Origin of the sequence: Citrobacter sp. Ce006, assembly GCF_030336535.1 — a bacterium.
Taxonomy (GTDB): Bacteria; Pseudomonadota; Gammaproteobacteria; order Enterobacterales; family Enterobacteriaceae; genus Citrobacter; species Citrobacter europaeus.
In genome coordinates this window covers 526,909-546,480 of the sequence record NZ_JAOWDO010000072.1, presented here as the reverse complement: position 1 = coordinate 546,480, position 19,572 = coordinate 526,909, and the positions used below count along the sequence as shown (strand labels likewise).

Annotated in this window: 19 protein-coding genes; 16 read left to right on the top strand and 3 right to left on the bottom strand. The window is 52.9% G+C overall.

Features of this window, described 5'->3' with window-relative positions; translation table 11 throughout:
• Positions 1 to 60 precede the first annotated feature (60 nt).
• On the top strand, positions 61 to 723 hold the full coding sequence (locus OGV94_RS16915) for a LuxR C-terminal-related transcriptional regulator (RefSeq protein ID WP_047412647.1): 663 nt from the start codon (positions 61 to 63) through the stop codon (positions 721 to 723).
• A 55-nt stretch (positions 724 to 778) separates the two neighbouring features.
• Here the strand turns inward: OGV94_RS16915 and OGV94_RS16910 are convergent, their stop codons facing one another.
• Positions 779 to 985 carry a YbfA family protein gene (locus OGV94_RS16910; RefSeq protein WP_043015600.1) on the bottom strand — a complete coding sequence of 69 codons (207 nt, stop codon included), beginning with the start codon at positions 983 to 985 and terminating at the stop codon, positions 779 to 781.
• Positions 986 to 1,293: 308 nt separating this feature from the next.
• Here OGV94_RS16910 and kdpF point away from each other — a divergent pair, with 308 nt between their 5' ends.
• From kdpF to potE, 9 genes are all read left to right on the top strand, one after another.
• Positions 1,294 to 1,383, top strand: a complete 90-nt coding sequence (gene kdpF / locus OGV94_RS16905) for a K(+)-transporting ATPase subunit F (RefSeq protein WP_072033319.1) — start codon at positions 1,294 to 1,296, stop codon at positions 1,381 to 1,383.
• Positions 1,383 to 3,062, top strand: a complete 1,680-nt coding sequence (gene kdpA, locus OGV94_RS16900) for a potassium-transporting ATPase subunit KdpA (RefSeq protein ID WP_286523825.1) — start codon at positions 1,383 to 1,385, stop codon at positions 3,060 to 3,062. Before kdpF ends, kdpA begins: the two co-directional genes overlap by 1 nt.
• 20 nt (positions 3,063 to 3,082) lie before the next feature.
• Positions 3,083 to 5,131 carry a potassium-transporting ATPase subunit KdpB gene (gene kdpB / locus OGV94_RS16895; protein ID WP_087053022.1) on the top strand — a complete coding sequence of 683 codons (2,049 nt, stop codon included), beginning with the start codon at positions 3,083 to 3,085 and terminating at the stop codon, positions 5,129 to 5,131.
• An 8-nt stretch (positions 5,132 to 5,139) separates the two neighbouring features.
• Positions 5,140 to 5,706 carry a potassium-transporting ATPase subunit KdpC gene (kdpC, locus tag OGV94_RS16890; protein WP_043015596.1) on the top strand — a complete coding sequence of 189 codons (567 nt, stop codon included), beginning with the start codon at positions 5,140 to 5,142 and terminating at the stop codon, positions 5,704 to 5,706.
• A gap of 10 nt (positions 5,707 to 5,716) precedes the next feature.
• On the top strand, positions 5,717 to 8,401 hold the full coding sequence (kdpD, locus tag OGV94_RS16885) for a two-component system sensor histidine kinase KdpD (RefSeq protein WP_286523822.1): 2,685 nt from the start codon (positions 5,717 to 5,719) through the stop codon (positions 8,399 to 8,401).
• A complete protein-coding gene (kdpE, locus tag OGV94_RS16880) occupies positions 8,398 to 9,075 on the top strand; it encodes a two-component system response regulator KdpE (protein ID WP_043015594.1) in 678 nt (225 codons plus the stop codon). Before kdpD ends, kdpE begins: the two co-directional genes overlap by 4 nt.
• Positions 9,076 to 9,351: 276 nt before the next feature.
• On the top strand, positions 9,352 to 9,456 hold the full coding sequence (speFL, locus tag OGV94_RS16875; protein ID WP_114149115.1) for a leader peptide SpeFL: 105 nt from the start codon (positions 9,352 to 9,354) through the stop codon (positions 9,454 to 9,456).
• Between the two features lie 381 nt (positions 9,457 to 9,837).
• The gene (gene speF, locus OGV94_RS16870) at positions 9,838 to 12,036 is read left to right on the top strand and encodes an ornithine decarboxylase SpeF (protein ID WP_286523820.1); all 2,199 of its coding nucleotides are present in this window, start codon (positions 9,838 to 9,840) and stop codon (positions 12,034 to 12,036) included.
• Positions 12,033 to 13,352, top strand: a complete 1,320-nt coding sequence (gene potE, locus OGV94_RS16865; RefSeq protein WP_043015592.1) for a putrescine-ornithine antiporter — start codon at positions 12,033 to 12,035, stop codon at positions 13,350 to 13,352. Before speF ends, potE begins: the two co-directional genes overlap by 4 nt.
• Positions 13,353 to 13,449: 97 nt before the next feature.
• Here the strand turns inward: potE and pgm are convergent, their stop codons facing one another.
• Together pgm and seqA are read right to left on the bottom strand one after the other, a co-directional pair.
• On the bottom strand, positions 13,450 to 15,090 hold the full coding sequence (gene pgm / locus OGV94_RS16860; RefSeq protein WP_016152262.1) for a phosphoglucomutase (alpha-D-glucose-1,6-bisphosphate-dependent): 1,641 nt from the start codon (positions 15,088 to 15,090) through the stop codon (positions 13,450 to 13,452).
• A 24-nt stretch (positions 15,091 to 15,114) separates the two neighbouring features.
• A complete protein-coding gene (gene seqA, locus OGV94_RS16855) occupies positions 15,115 to 15,657 on the bottom strand; it encodes a replication initiation negative regulator SeqA (RefSeq protein WP_016152261.1) in 543 nt (180 codons plus the stop codon).
• Between the two features lie 193 nt (positions 15,658 to 15,850).
• On the opposite strand from seqA, the gene ybfF reads away from it, so the two are divergent.
• From ybfF to tcuR, 6 genes are all read left to right on the top strand, one after another.
• A complete protein-coding gene (ybfF, locus tag OGV94_RS16850; RefSeq protein ID WP_181230635.1) occupies positions 15,851 to 16,624 on the top strand; it encodes an esterase in 774 nt (257 codons plus the stop codon).
• A gap of 128 nt (positions 16,625 to 16,752) precedes the next feature.
• A complete protein-coding gene (gene ybfE, locus OGV94_RS16845; protein WP_043015591.1) occupies positions 16,753 to 17,040 on the top strand; it encodes a LexA regulated protein in 288 nt (95 codons plus the stop codon).
• A gap of 155 nt (positions 17,041 to 17,195) precedes the next feature.
• Entirely contained in the window at positions 17,196 to 17,726 is a 531-nt protein-coding gene (fldA, locus tag OGV94_RS16840) for a flavodoxin FldA (protein WP_003022839.1), read from the top strand.
• A gap of 210 nt (positions 17,727 to 17,936) precedes the next feature.
• Complete coding sequence (locus OGV94_RS16835; protein WP_049259739.1) at positions 17,937 to 18,023, top strand: ryhB-regulated fur leader peptide; 87 nt, start codon at positions 17,937 to 17,939, stop codon at positions 18,021 to 18,023.
• Positions 18,016 to 18,462: a ferric iron uptake transcriptional regulator gene (fur, locus tag OGV94_RS16830; RefSeq protein WP_003022836.1), complete on the top strand. Its 447-nt coding sequence runs from the start codon at positions 18,016 to 18,018 to the stop codon at positions 18,460 to 18,462. The genes OGV94_RS16835 and fur overlap by 8 nt, the downstream gene beginning before the upstream one ends.
• Before the next feature lie 128 nt (positions 18,463 to 18,590).
• A complete protein-coding gene (gene tcuR / locus OGV94_RS16825) occupies positions 18,591 to 19,517 on the top strand; it encodes a tricarballylate utilization LysR family transcriptional regulator TcuR (RefSeq protein ID WP_043015590.1) in 927 nt (308 codons plus the stop codon).
• The last annotated feature ends 55 nt before the right edge of the window (positions 19,518 to 19,572 follow it).

Sequence of the window (19,572 nt, the reverse complement as noted above, 5' to 3'; positions counted from 1 at the left end):
TTAGTAGGTTTATTGTAATCTGCAAATGCTGATAAAATTTATCTATGGATGGGGTAATTTATGAATAAAAAGACTACAAACACAATTATAATAGTTGGAACATGCCAGTATACATCGCTGGGCATTGCCTCGCTTCTTGACTGTTTCTTTTACAGTAAAATTGTTTTTTATCGACGTTTCAGTGAGATCAAAGAAAACAGCAATGAGTTACTCACGATTGCTGCGATAGATGAGAAAGATATCATCTATGATGACATTTTTTATCTGAAGAATAGAATGTTGAAAAGTGGCGCTAAAAACTTAATCATCCTCAGCGATCTGATAATGATGAATGTCCTTTATTCTGTGTTTAACATCTCATGCTTATACCTGCCACGAAATATAACTTTAAAGGAACTTCATCCGGTAATCGTAAACACGTTACTGCACAATAATGATGAAGAAAGCTATGGGTTGAAACCTCAGCTAACCGGACTCGAGTCGCAAATTCTGATGATGCTTTCCGAGGGCTTTACGGTTTCAGAAATCTCGAAAATTAAAAATAAAAACTGCAAAACCATCAGTAGTCACAAATGTAACCTGATGAAGAAAATGGGAATGCCTAATACCCCAAAGTCCGTCTCGGTACTTTCACTGTATCTGAAGTCCATCCGCATGCCGGACAGCAGACAACCAACGGCTTCTCCCCTCTCGCTCAGAGAACGCCGCAGCAGCTATCTCTAGTTTCAGTGCACAAAAAAGCCGCTGATATCAGCGGCTTTTTGGGCTTCGCAAACTGTCAGTAGAAATCGCAGCTAACTTTTTCAGCCTGTTCCATCCACACCGGTTTATCACTGGTTTTGGACCAGACGCGATGCAGATAGCTGTAAAAACGGGCGCGGTCTTTCCAGAACAGCATGACCGGTAGCGCCAGCACGCCCGCCACAACGGCAAAGGTACGGCGTAAGAAAACAATGTGTGCTGGATACTCTTTATAAAGGTCCATAATCCTCTCCCATATATCTGTTCGGTGAATGGCACCGGAAAAATAAACTTGGTTAACTGATGAAAATAATACCGCCTTGTGTGTAATTTTGCTACTCATCCGACCACTTATTTTTGTCTATTGATGCTCCGTTTAGCTTAAAATCGTAATTAAGTTACATAAAAGTTAAATTAATACTAACCATTAGTTAAATAATGGTCTTTACCATTTTTATACTTTTTTTACACCCCGCCCGCTGATTTTTGCGAAATCTTTGCAAGCAAAAATCTACGCTCTGGTTATCACATTTATGCCACTGGAGGTGCACTGTGAGTGCAGGCGTGATAACCGGCATTGTGCTGGTCATTTTCTTATTAGGTTACCTGGTGTATGCCCTGATTAATGCGGAGGCGTTCTGATGGCGGCACAAGGATTTTTACTCATTGCCAGTTTCTTGCTGGTGCTGTTTGTCATTGCCAGACCGCTGGGGTTTGGGCTTGCTCGATTCATCAATAATACGTCCCTGCCGGGCCTCGCTGGCGTGGAGAGTTGGCTCTGGCGTGGTCTGGGCATCTCGCAGCAGGAGATGAACTGGCGGCAGTATCTGCTGGCAATCCTCGCGCTCAATGTGCTGGGTCTGCTGGTCCTGTTTTCGATGCTGATGGCGCAAAATCTGCTGCCGCTCAACCCTCAGCAGCTACCGGGACTTTCATGGGATCTGGCGCTCAACACGGCGGTGAGTTTTGTCACTAATACCAACTGGCAATCCTACGCTGGCGAAACCACCTTAAGCTATTTCAGCCAGATGGCCGGGTTGACCGTGCAGAACTTCCTGTCAGCGGCGACCGGGATAGCGGTGATTTTTGCCCTGACCCGCGCCTTTTCGCGTCAGAGTATCAACACGCTGGGCAACGCCTGGGTCGATCTGGTTCGCATTACGCTGTGGATCCTGGTCCCTGTTGCGTTACTCATTGCGCTGTTCTTCATTCAGCAAGGCACGTTGCAAAACGTATTGCCCTATCAGCCCATCACCACTCTCGAAGGGGTAAAACAACTGCTGCCGATGGGGCCTGTCGCTTCCCAGGAAGCTATTAAGATGCTTGGCACTAACGGGGGCGGTTTCTTTAATGCCAACTCATCGCATCCGTTTGAAAACCCAACCGCATTGACCAACCTGGTGCAGATGCTGGCTATTTTCTTAATTCCCACCGCGCTGTGTTTTGCCTTTGGTAATGTGGTGGGCGATCGTCGCCAGGGCCGGACCCTGCTGTGGGCTATGTCGCTGATTTTTGTGATCTGTGTGGCCGTGGTAATGTGGGCTGAAGTTCAGGGCAATCCGCACCTGATGGCATTCGGTGCAGACAGCAATATCAACATGGAAGGCAAAGAGAGCCGCTTTGGCGTGCTGGCCACGAGTCTGTTTGCCGTCGTCACGACAGCCGCCTCCTGCGGCGCTGTCGATGCTATGCATGACTCCTTTACCGCACTGGGCGGGATGGTGCCGATGTGGCTAATGCAGATTGGCGAAGTCGTCTTCGGCGGAGTCGGCTCAGGTCTGTACGGCATCCTGCTGTTTGTGCTACTGGCGGTATTTATCGCCGGGCTGATGATTGGTCGTACGCCGGAGTATCTGGGTAAGAAAATCGACGTGCGCGAAATGAAAATGACCGCGCTGGCGATTCTGGTCACCCCTGCGCTGGTACTGCTCGGTACGGCGATCGCCATGATGAGCGATGCCGGGCGCAGCGCCATGCTTAACCCAGGTCCACACGGCTTTAGTGAAGTGTTGTATGCCGTGTCGTCTGCTTCCAACAACAACGGTAGCGCCTTTGCCGGATTAAGCGCCAATAGCCCGTTCTGGAACTGCCTGCTGGCTCTGTGCATGTTCTTCGGTCGCTTTGGCGTGATCGTTCCCGTGATGGCTATCGCCGGGTCGCTGGTCAGTAAAAAGATCCAGCCAGCAAGCCCGGGCACGCTACCTACCCACGGCGCACTGTTTGTCGGGTTGTTAATCGGTACGGTGTTACTGGTTGGCGCTCTCACCTTTGTTCCTGCCCTGGCGCTTGGCCCGGTCGCAGAATACCTGTCATTACACTGAGTGATGCGGAGCACATTACTATGAGTCGCAAGCAACTGGCGCTGTTCGAACCCTCTCTGGTCGCACAGGCGCTGATGGACGCCGTAAAAAAATTAAGCCCCCATACCCAATGGCGTAATCCGGTGATGTTTATCGTCTGGCTGGGCAGTCTGTTAACGACCTTGTTAACAGTGGCGATGGCAACGAGCCATATGCAGGGCAATCCGTGGTTTACCGGGGCGATAAGTCTGTGGCTGTGGATTACCGTTTTGTTCGCCAACTTTGCTGAGGCGCTGGCGGAAGGACGCAGTAAGGCGCAGGCTAACAGTCTGAAAGGTGTTAAAAAAACCGCCTTTGCCCGCAAACTTCGCGAACCTAAATACGGCTCGGCCATGGATCACGTTCCTGCCGATGATTTACGTAAAGGCGATATCGTGCTGGTGGAAGCGGGCGATATTATCCCGTGTGACGGCGAGGTGATCGAAGGTGGCGCGTCGGTAGATGAAAGCGCCATTACCGGTGAGTCCGCGCCGGTGATTCGTGAATCCGGTGGCGATTTCGCCTCCGTCACCGGCGGGACCCGCATCCTCTCCGACTGGCTGGTTATCGAATGCAGCGTAAACCCCGGCGAAACGTTCCTCGACCGGATGATCGCCATGGTTGAAGGCGCGCAGCGGCGTAAAACGCCCAATGAGATCGCCCTGACGATCCTGCTGATTGCCCTGACCATTATCTTTTTACTGGCGACCGCCACCCTGTGGCCGTTCTCCGCCTGGGGCGGGAGCGCGGTCAGCGTCACGGTTCTGGTTGCCCTGTTAGTGTGTTTGATTCCCACCACGATAGGCGGGCTGCTCTCTGCGATTGGTGTCGCCGGGATGAGCCGCATGCTGGGTGCGAACGTTATCGCCACCAGCGGACGCGCAGTAGAGGCCGCGGGTGATGTGGACGTACTGCTGCTGGATAAAACCGGCACCATTACGCTGGGTAATCGCCAGGCTTCGGATTTTCTGCCTGCCCACGGCGTGGATGAAAAAACGCTGGCCGACGCCGCTCAGCTTTCATCGCTGGCCGATGAAACGCCGGAAGGCCGCAGCATCGTTATCCTGGCTAAACAGCGCTTCAATCTGCGTATCCGCGACGTGCAATCGCTGCACGCTACCTTTGTTCCATTTACCGCGCAAAGTCGTATGAGCGGGATCAACATCGACAACCGAATGATCCGCAAAGGGTCGGTTGATGCCATCCGTCGTCACGTTGAAGCCAACGGCGGCCATTTCCCCGCCGACGTGGAGCAGAAGGTCGAGAACGTTGCCCGCCTTGGCGCTACGCCGCTGGTGGTGGCCGAAGGCTCCCGTGTACTGGGCGTGATTGCCCTGAAAGATATCGTTAAAGGCGGCATTAAAGAACGTTTTGCCCAACTGCGCAAAATGGGGATTAAAACGGTGATGATCACCGGCGACAACCGCCTGACCGCCGCGGCAATTGCCGCAGAAGCCGGGGTGGATGACTTCTTAGCTGAAGCCACGCCGGAAGCCAAGCTGGCGCTGATTCGTCAGTATCAATCGGAAGGTCGTCTGGTGGCGATGACCGGCGATGGAACCAACGACGCCCCGGCACTGGCGCAAGCCGACGTGGCAGTCGCCATGAACTCAGGAACCCAGGCGGCGAAAGAAGCAGGCAACATGGTGGATCTCGATTCCAACCCCACCAAACTGATTGAAGTGGTGCACATTGGTAAACAGATGCTGATGACGCGCGGTTCGCTGACCACCTTCAGTATCGCTAACGACGTGGCGAAGTATTTCGCCATTATCCCGGCCGCGTTCGCCGCCACCTACCCGCAGCTCAATGCGCTTAACGTGATGAGTCTGCATTCGCCGGACTCGGCGATCCTCAGCGCGGTTATCTTTAACGCACTGGTTATCGTCTTTCTGATCCCACTGGCGCTTAAGGGCGTGAGCTACAAACCATTATCCGCCTCGGCGATGCTGCGCCGCAATTTGTGGATCTATGGTCTGGGTGGTCTGGTTGTGCCGTTTATCGGTATCAAAGCAATTGATTTACTGCTGACCCTGCTGGGTCTGGTGTGAGGTTTCTGATGAGTGGATTACGTCCTGCATTATCAACTTTGATTTTCCTGATGCTTATCACCGGCGGGGCATACCCGCTGTTGACCACCGCGCTGGGGCAATGGTGGTTTCCCCACCAGGCTAACGGTTCGCTTCTGCGTGAAGGTCAGACAGTCCGCGGCTCTGCGCTCATTGGGCAACATTTTACCGCGGCCGGTTATTTTCAGGGACGCCCGTCTGCCACGGCAGAAATGCCCTATAATCCAATGGCTTCAGGCGGCAGTAACCTGGCAGCCAGCAACCCGGAACTGGATAAACAGCTGCAAAGCCGGATAGCCGCGCTGCGTGCCGCCAACCCGCAGGCAAATCCTGCCGTTCCGGTAGAGCTGGTAACGGCATCTTCCAGCGGGCTGGACAACAACCTGACGCCAGCCGCGGTAGCCTGGCAAATCCCCCGCGTGGCGCAGGCTCGCAACCTCAGCGTTGAAGAGGTCACGCGCCTGGTTGCACAATATACGCAAAAGCCGTTGGTCAGTTTTATCGGCCAGCCGGTGGTGAACCTGGTGGAACTTAATTTAGCGCTGGATAAGCACTGAGAAAAAGGACATGCATAGCGAACCCTTACGCCCCGATCCCGATCGCCTGCTGGAGCAGACTACCGCCCCGCACCGCGGAAAACTGAAAATTTTCTTCGGCGCCTGCGCGGGCGTCGGCAAAACCTGGGCCATGCTGGCAGAGGCCCAGCGGCTGCGGGCGCAGGGGTTAGATGTGCTGATTGGCGTGGTGGAAACCCACGGACGTAAAGAGACCGCCGCGCTACTGGACGGTCTCAGCATCCTGCCGCTAAAGCGACAGGCGCGCCATGGTCGTCATATCAGCGAGTTCGATCTCGACGCGGCGCTGGCCCGCCGTCCGGCGCTCATTTTAATGGATGAACTGGCGCACAGTAATGCGCCAGGCTCGCGTCATCCAAAACGCTGGCAGGACATTGAAGAGCTGCTGGAAGCCGGTATTGACGTTTTTACTACCGTCAACGTCCAGCATCTGGAAAGTCTCAATGATGTGGTCAGCGGCGTTACCGGTATTCAGGTGCGCGAAACCGTCCCCGATCCTTTTTTCGATGCCGCCGACGATGTCGTGCTGGTCGATCTTCCCCCCGATGATTTGCGCCAGCGCTTGAATGAAGGCAAGGTCTATATCGCCGGTCAGGCAGAAAGAGCCATCGAGCATTTCTTTCGCAAAGGTAATCTGATCGCGCTCCGTGAACTGGCCTTGCGCCGCACGGCCGATCGGGTAGACGATCAGATGCGCGCCTGGCGTGGACGTCCGGGAGAGGAGAAAGTCTGGCATACCCGCGACGCCATTTTACTGTGCATAGGACACAATACCGGCAGCGAAAAACTGGTACGTGCCGCCGCACGTCTGGCGGCGCGTCTTGGCAGCGTATGGCATGCGGTGTATGTCGAAACGCCCGCGCTGCACCGGTTGCCGGAAAAACAGCGCCGCGCAATTTTAAGCGCCCTGCGGCTGGCTCAGGAGTTAGGCGCAGAAACCGCCACCCTTTCCGACCCCGCCGAAGACAAAGCGGTGATCCGCTACGCCCGTGAGCATAATCTGGGAAAAATTGTCCTCGGACGTCCAACTACGCGTCGCTGGTGGCGCAGCGACTCTTTTGCCGACAAACTGGCCCATCGCGCACCGGATCTCGACCTGATGATTGTTGCGCTCGATGAGCCACCTTCGCGCTCTGTGCCGCAAACTGCAGATAGCCGTACATTTAAGGATAAATGGCGGGTACAAATTCAGGGTTGCGTGGTTGCCGTCGCGCTGTGCGCCATTATTACAGTGATTGCCATGCAATGGCTGATGGCCTTTGACGCCGCCAACCTGGTGATGCTCTACTTATTGGGCGTGGTGGTTATCGCCCTCTTTTACGGACGCTGGCCGTCAGTGCTGGCAACCTTTATTAATGTCGCCAGCTTCGATCTCTTCTTTATAGCGCCACGCGGAACGCTGGCCGTTTCCGACGTTCAGTACCTGCTCACTTTTGCCGTGATGCTCACGGTAGGGCTGGTTATCGGTAATCTCACCGCCGGAGTGCGTTATCAGGCACGGGTGGCGCGTTATCGTGAACAGCGTACGCGTCATTTATATGAGATGTCGAAAGCGCTGGCTGTCGGGCGGAGTCAAACAGATATCGCCGCCACCAGCGAACAGTTTATTGCGTCAACGTTTCAGGCCCGCAGCCAGGTTTTACTGCCCGGCGAGAATGGAAAGCTGGCCCCTCTCACCCACCAACAGGGCATGACGCCGTGGGATGATGCCATTGCCCAATGGAGCTTTGATAAAGGGCAACCGGCTGGCGCAGGTACTGACACCTTACCGGGCGTGCCCTATCAAATTTTACCGCTAAAAAGTGCTGATAAAACGCATGGGCTGCTGGTGGTGGAACCGGGAAATTTACGCCAGCTAATGATCCCCGAACAGCAACGCCTGCTGGAAACCTTCACCTTGCTTGTTGCCAGCGCGCTGGAGCGCCTGACGCTAACCGCCAGCGAAGAGCAGGCCCGGTTTGCCAGCGAGCGCGAAAGTATTCGCAATGCCTTGCTCGCTGCCCTCTCCCACGATTTACGCACGCCGCTGACGGTGCTGTTCGGTCAGGCAGAGATCTTAACGCTGGATCTGGCCAGCGAAGGATCGCCGCACGCGCGCCAGGCCAGTGAGATTCGCCAGCACGTCCTGAATACAACCCGACTGGTTAATAACCTGCTCGATATGGCGCGAATTCAGTCTGGCGGCTTTAATCTTAAGAAAGAGTGGTTAACGCTGGAAGAAGTGGTCGGCAGCGCCCTGCAGATGCTGGAGCCTGGACTTTCTGCCCCGATTAATCTGTCGTTACCTGAACCGCTGACGCTTATCCACGTCGATGGCCCGCTCTTTGAACGGGTGCTGATTAACCTGTTGGAAAACGCCGTCAAATATGCGGGTCCACAGGCGCAAATCGGTATTGATGCCAGCGTCGATGGTGAACACCTGCAGCTGGACGTCTGGGATAATGGGCCGGGTATTCCGTCGGGTATGGAACAACAAGTTTTTGACAAGTTTTCCCGGGGAAACAAAGAGTCATCGGTACCGGGCGTTGGACTGGGACTGGCAATTTGCCAGGCGATTGTGGACGTGCACGGCGGTACGATTTCCGCCCATAATCGTGCCCAGGGAGGAGCGAGTTTTCGTGTTACACTGCCCCAGGAAATTCCCCCTGAACTTGAAGATTTTCATGAGGATATGTGACGAACGTACTGATTGTTGAAGATGAACAGGCCATCCGCCGTTTTCTGCGCACCGCGCTGGAAGCTGATGGCCTGCGTGTATATGAAGCGGAAACGCTACAACGTGGTCTGCTGGAAGCTGCCACGCGAAAACCCGATCTCATCATTCTCGATCTCGGCCTGCCGGACGGCGACGGTATTGATTTTATTCGCGACCTGCGACAATGGAGCGCAATCCCGGTAATTGTGCTCTCTGCCCGCAGCGAAGAGAGCGATAAAATCGCCGCCCTGGATGCCGGTGCCGATGACTATCTCAGTAAACCCTTTGGTATTGGCGAGCTACAGGCACGATTACGCGTAGCATTGCGTCGTCACGCCAGCGGCGCATCTCCCGAACCGGTGGTGCATTTTGCCAATGTAAAAGTGGATCTCGCCGCCCGCCTCGTACACCGAGATGACGAGGAAATTCATTTGACGCCGATTGAGTTTCGTCTGTTAGCGGTACTGCTGAATAATGCCGGGAAGGTACTGACGCAACGCCAGTTGTTAAATCAGGTTTGGGGGCCAAACGCCGTCGAACACAGTCATTATCTGCGAATTTACATGGGACACTTGCGCCAGAAGCTGGAACTGGATCCGGCCCGCCCGCGTCATTTTCTGACCGAAACCGGGATCGGTTATCGGTTTATGCCGTGAATGATTATTCATTTTTTTTGATTAACTAACAATTATAATTTTCATTACTCTTCTGCTGCATAATACTTATTATGCAGCCAATCAAATATTGCCAAAAATAACAAAACACAAACATGTAACATTTAATAAACAAAAAAGCACCTTATCTCATGATATGCATAATTGACGACTAAATATTTTGGAAATGATCATTTTTTATTGATCATCTTCACGGTTTACAGCCATTTCCTGGATAAAATACCCGCACCTTCCACTAATCCAGTAAAGGTAACTAAAATGGAAAATAATAGTCGAACAATGCCCCACATAAGGCGAACAACGCATATTATGATGTTTGCCCACCGTAATAGCTTTGACTTTCACTTCTTTAATGCCCGTTAGTCACTCGACTAAGGGCACTCCAGTATACAGGTCATCCTGACTCTCTGTATCGCAGATATATACCCAATGGATTTCGAGTTGCATCAAGGCGGCGACGCAGCGAAGCCCGTGAGCGTACATCAGTACGTGACTGGGATAAGCGAGTGAAGCCAACACAGATGCAGCTTGAAAGACGACGGGTATAACGCCTGTATCGACAGTGCTCTCCCTGCATAACCCTGTATTACCTGTGACCGGACCGGTTAGGGTTTATTGCATCTTCAAAAAAGCAATTCACTGATTTATTTATCAGCGGTATGACTTTGCTTTTTTTTCCGGAGTTATCAATTTCTCATTTGAGAAATTGAGGACCTGCTATTACCTAAAAATAAAGAGATGAAAATGTCAGAATTAAAAATTGCCGTAAGCCGTTCCTGTCCTGATTGTTTTTACACGCAACGTTCCTGCGTAAATATCGATGAAAGTAATTTTATTGATGTTGCTGCTATCGTGTTATCCATCAATGATATTGAACGTGGAAAACTCGATGAAATTGACGCCACCGGCTACGGCATTCCTGTTTTTATCGCCACCGAAAATGAAGAACGTGTTCCACCTGAACATCTGCCGCGCATCTCCGGTGTATTCGAATGTAATGAAACCCGTACCGCCTTTTATGGTCGGCAGTTAGAAACCGCCGCCAGCCATTATGAAACGCAGTTACGTCCACCATTCTTTCGTGCGCTTGTCGACTACGTAAATCAAGGTAACAGCGCCTTTGATTGCCCTGGTCATCAGGGTGGCGAGTTTTTCCGTCGCCATCCCGCGGGTAATCAGTTTGTCGAATATTTCGGCGAAGCGCTTTTCCGCTCCGATTTGTGTAACGCCGATGTCGCAATGGGTGACCTACTGATCCATGAAGGTGCCCCCTGCATTGCACAACAGCATGCTGCCAAAGTCTTCAACGCAGATAAGACCTACTTCGTACTAAACGGGACTTCCTCATCAAATAAAGTCGTACTTAACGCGCTGCTCACCCCTGGCGATTTGGTGTTATTCGATCGCAACAACCACAAGTCAAACCACCACGGCGCGTTGTTACAGGCTGGGGCTACGCCGATATATCTGGAAACTGCACGCAACCCGTACGGGTTTATCGGTGGGATTGACGCACACTGCTTTGAAGAAAGCTATCTACGTGAACTGGTGAGCGAAGTTGCGCCTCAACGTTCGAAAGATGTGCGTCCATTCCGTCTGGCCGTGATTCAGTTAGGTACCTACGATGGCACGATCTATAACGCCCGTCAGGTGGTCGATAAGATAGGTCATCTGTGCGACTACATCCTGTTCGACTCCGCGTGGGTTGGCTACGAGCAGTTTATCCCAATGATGGCCGATTGCTCTCCGCTGTTGCTGGATCTCAACGAAAACGACCCCGGCATTCTGGTCACCCAGTCGGTGCACAAACAACAGGCGGGTTTCTCTCAGACTTCGCAAATCCACAAAAAAGACAGCCACATCAAAGGCCAGTCTCGCTATGTGCCCCATAAACGAATGAATAATGCGTTCATGATGCACGCCTCCACCAGCCCGTTTTATCCGCTGTTTGCCGCGCTGGACATTAACGCCAAAATGCATGAAGGCGTCAGCGGACGCAACATGTGGATGGATTGCGTCGTCAACGGGATTGATACTCGTAAACTGATCCTGGAAAACTGCCACCATATCCGCCCATTTGTACCTGAAATGGTCTCGGGCAAACCGTGGCAAGCTTATCCCACGACTGAAATCGCCAGCGACCTCCGTTTCTTCCACTTTGTCCCTGGAGAACACTGGCATGCCTTTGAAGGTTATGCCGAACACCAGTATTTTGTGGATCCATGCAAATTGCTGCTTACCACACCAGGGATCAATTCACGTGATGGCGAGTATGACACCTTCGGCGTTCCGGCCACTATTCTGGCTAACTTCTTGCGAGAAAATGGTGTAGTGCCCGAAAAATGTGACCTCAACTCCATCCTGTTCCTGCTGACCCCAGCAGAAGATATGGCGAAGCTACAGCAGCTTGTCGCTCTGTTGGTGCGTTTTGAAAAACTGCTGGAAGCCGATGCTCCGTTGGCCGACGTTCTGCCTTCTATCTACAAACAGCACGAAGCCCGCTACGCCGGTTACAGCCTGCGCCAACTGTGTCAGGAAATGCACGATTTGTACGCCCGCCACAACGTGAAGCAGTTACAGAAAGAGATGTTCCGTAAGGCACATTTCCCGCACGTCAGCATGAATCCCCAGGATGCCAACTATGCATATCTGCGTGGTGAAGTTGAACTGGTGCGTCTACCTGACGCTGAAGGTCGCATCGCGGCGGAAGGCGCGCTTCCTTATCCCCCGGGTGTGCTGTGTGTAGTTCCGGGTGAAATCTGGGGAGGTTCAGTATTACGTTACTTCAGTGCGCTGGAAGAAGGGATCAATTTGCTACCGGGTTTTGCGCCTGAACTCCAGGGGGTCTACATCGAAGAGCACGATGGTCGTAAACAGGTGTGGTGCTACGTAATTAAGCAACAAAGCGCGCAACACGCTCTGTTGAAAGGGGAAATGTTATGAGCAAAGCCAAATCCAATAAAATGGGCGTCGTCCAGCTCACCATCCTGACCATGGTTAATATGATGGGATCGGGAATAATCATGCTGCCCACCAAACTTGCGGAAGTCGGCACCATCTCGATCATATCGTGGCTGGTTACTGCTGTCGGTTCAATGGCGCTGGCCTGGGCCTTCGCAAAATGCGGTATGTTCAGTCGCAAATCCGGCGGTATGGGCGGTTACGCGGAATACGCCTTTGGCAAATCCGGTAACTTTATGGCGAACTACACCTATGGCGTTTCACTATTAATTGCCAACGTAGCCATCGCAATCTCTGCCGTGGGTTACGGTACCGAACTGTTTGGCGCCACACTGACACCTGTGCAGATTGGCCTGGCAACCATCGGCGTGCTGTGGATCTGCACCGTCGCCAACTTTGGCGGTGCGCGTATTACCGGACAAATCAGCAGCATCACCGTCTGGGGCGTAATTATTCCGGTTGTCGGTCTGTGTATCATCGGCTGGTTCTGGTTCAGTCCGACACTGTATGCTAACTCCTGGAATCCGCATCACGTACCATTCTTCACGGCGGTAGGTTCTTCCATTGCGATGACGTTGTGGGCTTTCCTGGGTCTGGAATCAGCCTGCGCCAACGCCGAAGTGGTCGAAAACCCGGAACGCAACGTGCCTATCGCAGTACTGGGCGGTACGCTAGGAGCTGCTGTGATTTATATCGTCTCAACCAACGTGATAGCGGGGATTGTGCCGAATATGGCTCTGGCTAACTCTACTGCGCCGTTCGGTTTAGCCTTTGCACAAATGTTCACCCCGGAAGTCGGTAAAGTGATCATGGCGCTGATGGTGATGTCCTGCTGCGGTTCACTGCTGGGTTGGCAGTTCACTATCGCCCAGGTATTCAAATCGTCGGCTGATGGTGGTTACTTCCCTAAAATCTTCTCCCGCGTGACCAAAGTAGACGCGCCGGTTCAGGGGATGCTGGCAATCGTAATAATCCAGAGTGGTTTATCGCTGATGACTATCAGCCCGTCGCTGAACAGTCAGTTCAACGTGCTGGTCAATCTGGCGGTCGTGACGAACATCATTCCGTATATTCTGTCGATGGCCGCACTGGTTATTATTCAGAAGATGGCGAATGTTCCGTCATCGAAAGCGAAACCGGCAAACTTTGTGGCGTTTATTGGCGCATTGTACAGCTTCTATGCGCTCTACTCCTCCGGCGAAGAAGCAATGCTTTATGGTTCTATCGTGACCTTCCTCGGCTGGACGCTGTATGGCCTGGTATCACCGCGCTTTGAACTAAAAAATAACCACAGTTAAAGCCCGATAAAAAGCCCGGTAGCGCTAGCGCTTACCGGGCCTACGATCGCTTTTGTAGGCCGGGCAAACGTAGCACCGCCCGGCACACAAATTGTACTTATGCGTTCTTCAACACTTCACTGACGATCTCAACGGCTTCTTTTTCGATCTGCTTGCGGTGTTCTTCACCCAGGAAGCTCTCGCAGTAGATTTTATAAGCGTCTTCCGTACCTGACGGACGCGCGGCAAACCAGCCGTTGTCAGTCATCACTTTCAGACCACCGATAGAAGCACCGTTGCCCGGTGCCGCCGTCAGACGCGCAGTGATCGGGTCGCCCGCCAGCGTGCTGGCGCTCACCATTTCCGGAGACAGCTTAGACAGCGCCGCTTTCTGCGCGGAGGTCGCGCTCGCCTGCAGGCGGTTGTAGCTTGGCGCGCCAAAGCGAGCAGCCAGCTCATTGTAGTGCTCCTGCGGGTTCTTACCGGTCACAGCGGTAATTTCTGCCGCCAGCAGGCACATGATGATACCGTCTTTGTCGGTCGACCACGGTGTACCGTCGAAGCGCAGGAAAGAAGCCCCCGCGCTCTCTTCACCACCAAAGCCAAAGCTGCCGTCAAACAGACCATCAACGAACCATTTAAAGCCAACCGGAACTTCGACCAGTTTACGCCCTAAATCATTCACCACGCGGTCAATCATCGCCGATGACACCAGCGTCTTACCGACGGCAACGTCTTTGCCCCATTGCGGACGGTGCTGGAACAGGTAGTTGATCGCCACCGCCAGGTAGTGGTTCGGGTTCATCAGCCCTGCCGGGGTGACGATACCGTGACGGTCGTAGTCCGGATCGTTAGCAAAAGCCAAATCGAACTTGTCGCGCAGCGCCAACAGGCCCGCCATCGCGCACTCGGAGGAGCAGTCCATACGGATTGCGCCATCTTTGTCGAGATGCATGAAACGGAAAGTTTGATCAACGTGATCGTTAACGATAGTCAGGTTCAGGTTGTAGTGCTTCGCAATACGTTTCCAGTATTCGATACCGGAACCGCCCAGCGGATCGACACCCAAGGTCAGGCCAGCTTTCTGGATTGCCGCCATGTCGACGATGTCAGCCAGTCCTTCAACAAACGGCTGAACCAGGTCCTGCTCTTTGACATGACCCGATGCCAGCGCAGCGTCCAGCGACATACGCTTCACGCCTTGCAGACCGTCAGCCAACAGGGCGTTAGCCCTGTCTTCCACCACTTTGGTGACGTTGGTATCTGCCGGACCACCGTTTGGCGGGTTGTATTTAATGCCGCCATCTTCCGGTGGGTTGTGGGACGGCGTAATCACAATGCCATCCGCCAAAGGGCCGCCTTTTTTGTTGTGGACCAGGATAGCGTTCGACACGGCGGGGGTTGGCGTAAAGCCGTTATTTTCCTGCACGATGACGTCAACGCCGTTCGCCGCCAGCACTTCCAGTACAGAGATAAAAGCCGGTTCAGACAGCGCGTGGGTATCCTTGCCCACATAGCACGGGCCAGTAATCCCGTTCTTCGCACGTTCTTCAGCAATCGCCTGAGCGATAGCCAGAATATGCGGCTCGTTAAAACTATGACGACCTGCACTACCGCGATGTCCGGACGTACCGAACTTGACGGCGTGCTCAGCGTTCCCTGCCGTTGGTTTCAGTACATAGTACTGTGCCGTCAGTTGGGCGACGTTAATCAAATCACTCTGTTGCGCAGGTTGACCTGCACGGTTGTGGATTGCCATTGCCTGGTCCTTCTAATGCAAGGATTAAATTGTTCCGCAAACCTTTTCAATCAATTCCGCAGGGAATTGCATTGACTGCATGATGTGCTCAACCATGCTGCATTTACGGCCGGTATTGGTATTGGTGATCACCCAGTACGGCGTGCCTGGCACGTGTTTTGGTTTGGTTTGATTACCATTTTTCAGCAGCGTCTGTTCATCCGCTGCAAAATAAACGCGCGTACGACCATGCAACGATTCTGTTGCTTCGGCGAACGCGTTTTGATCCAGTGAATAGAGTGTAGACAGCACCAGCATAAAGCGATTTACTGCTTTCTTCTGCTCCGCGTATTCGTCGGACAGCAGCAGTTCACGCATGGCGCGCACTTTATCTTTTACGGGGTTAACCGGCTTCGCTTCCACGACGGCTTGCACAGCGCGGACTTCTTTAACTACCGGAGTGACAGGCTGTGATGCGGCGGAAAATTTCAACATACGCCGTAAAATGTCGGATGCGCTCTCGCCGATATGCTTGGTGTGGCTGGCAATATAGCTATAGAGTTCATCATCAACTTCAATCGTTTTCATCTTAATCCAGTGCAGTGTTTAGCTGAATACAAGTTGTTGGGTCAACACGCGTAGTGTAAAGACAAATCCCAACAGCGGATAGCGTCAAGCCTGGTGGCGGGCAAAACTCGGAGTAACCGTAGTTGTTGCAGCCATGTGGCAGAATGGTCAACATGATACCCTAACCCGTGAGTGTGAAAAAAAGAACTTTGCCATGAAATTGAATATCCGAGCGCAATCTGCGCAAAACCTGCACAATAATTCTCCCATCGTCCTGGTTCACGGCCTGTTTGGCAGTCTGGATAACCTGGGGATCCTGGCGCGCTCCCTGGTAGCCGATCACGATATCATCCAGGTTGATATGCGAAATCATGGCCTCTCCCCTCGCTCGCCTGAGATGAATTATCCGGCCATGGCGCAAGATCTGCTGGATACGCTGGACGATCGGCAGATAGATAAAGCGATCTTTATTGGTCACTCGATGGGGGGTAAAGCCGTCATGGCGTTGACCGCGCTGGCCCCGGAGCGTGTCGAACGGCTGGTGGCCATCGACATCGCCCCCGTTGACTATCATGTGCGCCGTCACGATGAGATTTTTGCGGCAATCAATGCTGTAACCGATGCGCAGGCCACTTCGCGTCAGCAGGCGGCGAGCGTCATGCGTCAACATCTGCAAGAAGAAGGCGTTATCCAATTTCTGCTGAAATCATTTGTCGACGGCGCGTGGCGTTTTAACGTTCCCGTGCTGTGGGATCAATATCCCCATATCGTCGGTTGGGAGACCATTCCGCCGTGGGAGCACCCGGCGCTGTTTATCCCTGGCGGCAACTCACCGTATGTTACCGAAGCGTATCGCGAACAGCTGCTGGCGCAATTCCCGCAGGCTCGGGCGCACGTTATTGCTGGCGCGGGTCATTGGGTGCATGCAGAAAAACCGGAGGCGGTGCTGCGCGCCATCCGTCGTTATCTGGACGAGCAGGCTAACTGATTAAAAACTCAGCGTCTGCGCGCGATTACGCGCGTGGGCGTTGGCGTGTCCCCCCTGCTGATGTATTATGGCGCGCTATCCATCCGGGCAGACGCCTGGCTGATTGTTTCCCCGAAGTCACCAAGATCATGGCCAAAGAACAAACGGACCGTACGACATTAGATCTGTTCGCGCAGGAGCGTCGCCCGGGACGACCCAAAACTAATCCGCTCTCGCGTGATGAACAGTTACGTATTAACAAACGTAATCAGCTTAAACGCGATAAAGTTCGCGGGCTTAAGCGTGTCGAACTGAAACTGAACGCTGATGCCGTTGACGCTCTGAACGAGCTGGCCGAGGCGCGCAATATGAGTCGCAGTGAACTCATCGAAGAGATGCTGATGGCCCAACTCAGCGCATTGCGCGGTCAGGCTTAGTCTGAATTTCTGCTCTAAATCATAAATCGTGTAGCACAGAGTGCAGTCCTGCGTGTTTGCTGTTTCCGCATGCCTGACTGTTCTGCTATGATTGCCCTTATCCGTGGGCAATGCGCCACCACCATTTCAATAAGTTTCAAGAGGTTATTTTACTCATGGCAATCACTGGCATCTTTTTCGGCAGCGACACCGGTAACACCGAAAACATCGCAAAAATGATTCAAAAACAGCTTGGTAAAGACGTTGCCGATGTTCATGACATTGCAAAAAGCAGCAAAGAAGACCTCGAAGGGTATGACATTCTGCTGCTCGGCATCCCAACCTGGTACTACGGTGAAGCGCAGTGTGACTGGGACGATTTCTTCCCTACCCTCGAAGACATTGATTTTAACGGCAAACTGGTTGCATTGTTCGGCTGCGGCGACCAGGAAGATTACGCAGAATATTTCTGCGATGCGTTAGGCACAATTCGCGACATCATCGAACCGCGCGGCGCAACCATCGTTGGTCACTGGCCGACAGCGGGTTATCACTTTGAAGCGTCCAAAGGTCTGGCTGACGACGACCACTTTGTCGGTCTGGCTATCGATGAAGATCGCCAGCCTGAACTGACCGCTGAGCGCGTAGAAAAATGGGTTAAGCAGATCTCTGAAGAGCTGCACCTCGACGAAATCATCAATGCCTGATTTCGTGCGGCGCAGATTTCCATCTGCGCCGCATCAATAGATAAAACCAATCAAAATAATTGCTACAAATTTGTAACTTTTTCGTCTGACCCTGTACAATGGCTGGATGCCAATCGGGTGTTGCACAGTGTGTTTGTCGGCGATACCACGTTTTGATTAACAATATATGCCAGAGACTTGCAGTTTTCATTTAGCCATGGCAGTTCTATAATGAATCGCATTATCTCAAGTGCAATTTCTGTCACTTCTGTTAATGAAGTGAATCGTTTAGCTACAGGACAGATTCCGCATGACTGACAACAATACCGCATTAAAGAAGGCTGGCCTGAAAGTAACGCTTCCTCGTTTAAAAATTCTGGAAGTTCTTCAGGAACCGGATAACCATCACGTCAGTGCGGAAGACTTATACAAACGCCTGATCGATATGGGTGAAGAAATTGGTCTGGCGACCGTGTATCGCGTGCTGAACCAGTTTGATGATGCCGGTATCGTGACCCGCCATAATTTTGAAGGTGGTAAATCCGTCTTCGAACTGACTCAACAGCATCATCACGATCACCTCATCTGCCTTGACTGCGGCAAAGTGGTCGAGTTCAGCGATGATTCCATCGAAGCCCGCCAGCGTGAGATTGCGGCTAAACATGGCATTCGCTTAACTAACCATAGCCTCTATCTTTACGGTCACTGCGCCGAAGGCGATTGCCGCGAAGATGAGCACGCCCACGACGGCAAATAATGTAATGCTTTCTGAAAAGCCAACCCTCCGGTTGGCTTTTTTTATGGGCGTTACCTACCCTTTTCCCCTTCCCTCCGCTCCTGTGTTGCTTTAATGTAAAAATCAATTGCCCCTTCCGGAGAGTCGAAATGGAACTTCGCCAGCTACGCTATTTTGTGCGCATTGTAGAAACCGGCAGCATGGGTAGCGCGGCGCTCGATCTCAATATCGGAGTTTCGGCACTCAGCCAGCAAATGTCGCGTCTGGAAAACGAACTCGCTATTCGCCTGCTGCAGCGCACCTCGCGAGGCGTGACGCCCACCAGCGCCGGACTGGCTTTTTATTCCCAGGCGCAGCTGGCGCTCCGTCACGCAGACGATGCGATCCTCGCCGCACGAGAGTCCCGACTTTCCGGGCACGTCAGCGTCGGTATGGCTCCCAGTACCGCTTCCGTTCTCGGTATGCCTTTTATTCACGCCATGCGGGAAAGCTATAGCGATGTTCGCCTGCACGTGGTGGAAAGTCTCTCTGGTAATCTGGAACGGATGATTAATACCCGCCAGATTGATCTGGCTGTGGTGTTTCAAAAAGAAAAGATCCTGCGCTGGAGTGCCAGACCGATTCTCGAAGAACGGCTGTTTTTGATTGGGACCCATGCCCTACTGGCTGATATTGCCGATGACAATATTGCGCCTGCCCAACTGGCGAGTATTCCATTGATAATGCCAAGCCCAGGCCACGGTCTGCGCGGCAGGCTGGAGGCAATTAGTCAGGAACACGCGCTGAACATTGAGATCGCTACAGAAATTGATGGTCTGGCGCTGCTGATGCGCGCCGTGCGCAGTGGCATTGGCGCCACTCTTCAACCCGGAGCGGCGATTTCCCATCTCGATAAAGAGACGCTAAGAGTGATCGGCGTCCATAATCCGATACTTAGCCGCCCCAACTTTCTGGTGAGCCTCTCTGACGATGAGCTCACCCCGGCGGGCCTCGCTGCCCGCGTGGTACTGACGAAAGTGATGCATCAACTGGTAGAAGCAGGAAGCTGGCCAGGTGCCATCCTTTACAATAACTAAAGCCCTCTTTAGCGCTACGTCATAGCGCCCGCACAAGCCGCACGTATACATTTCA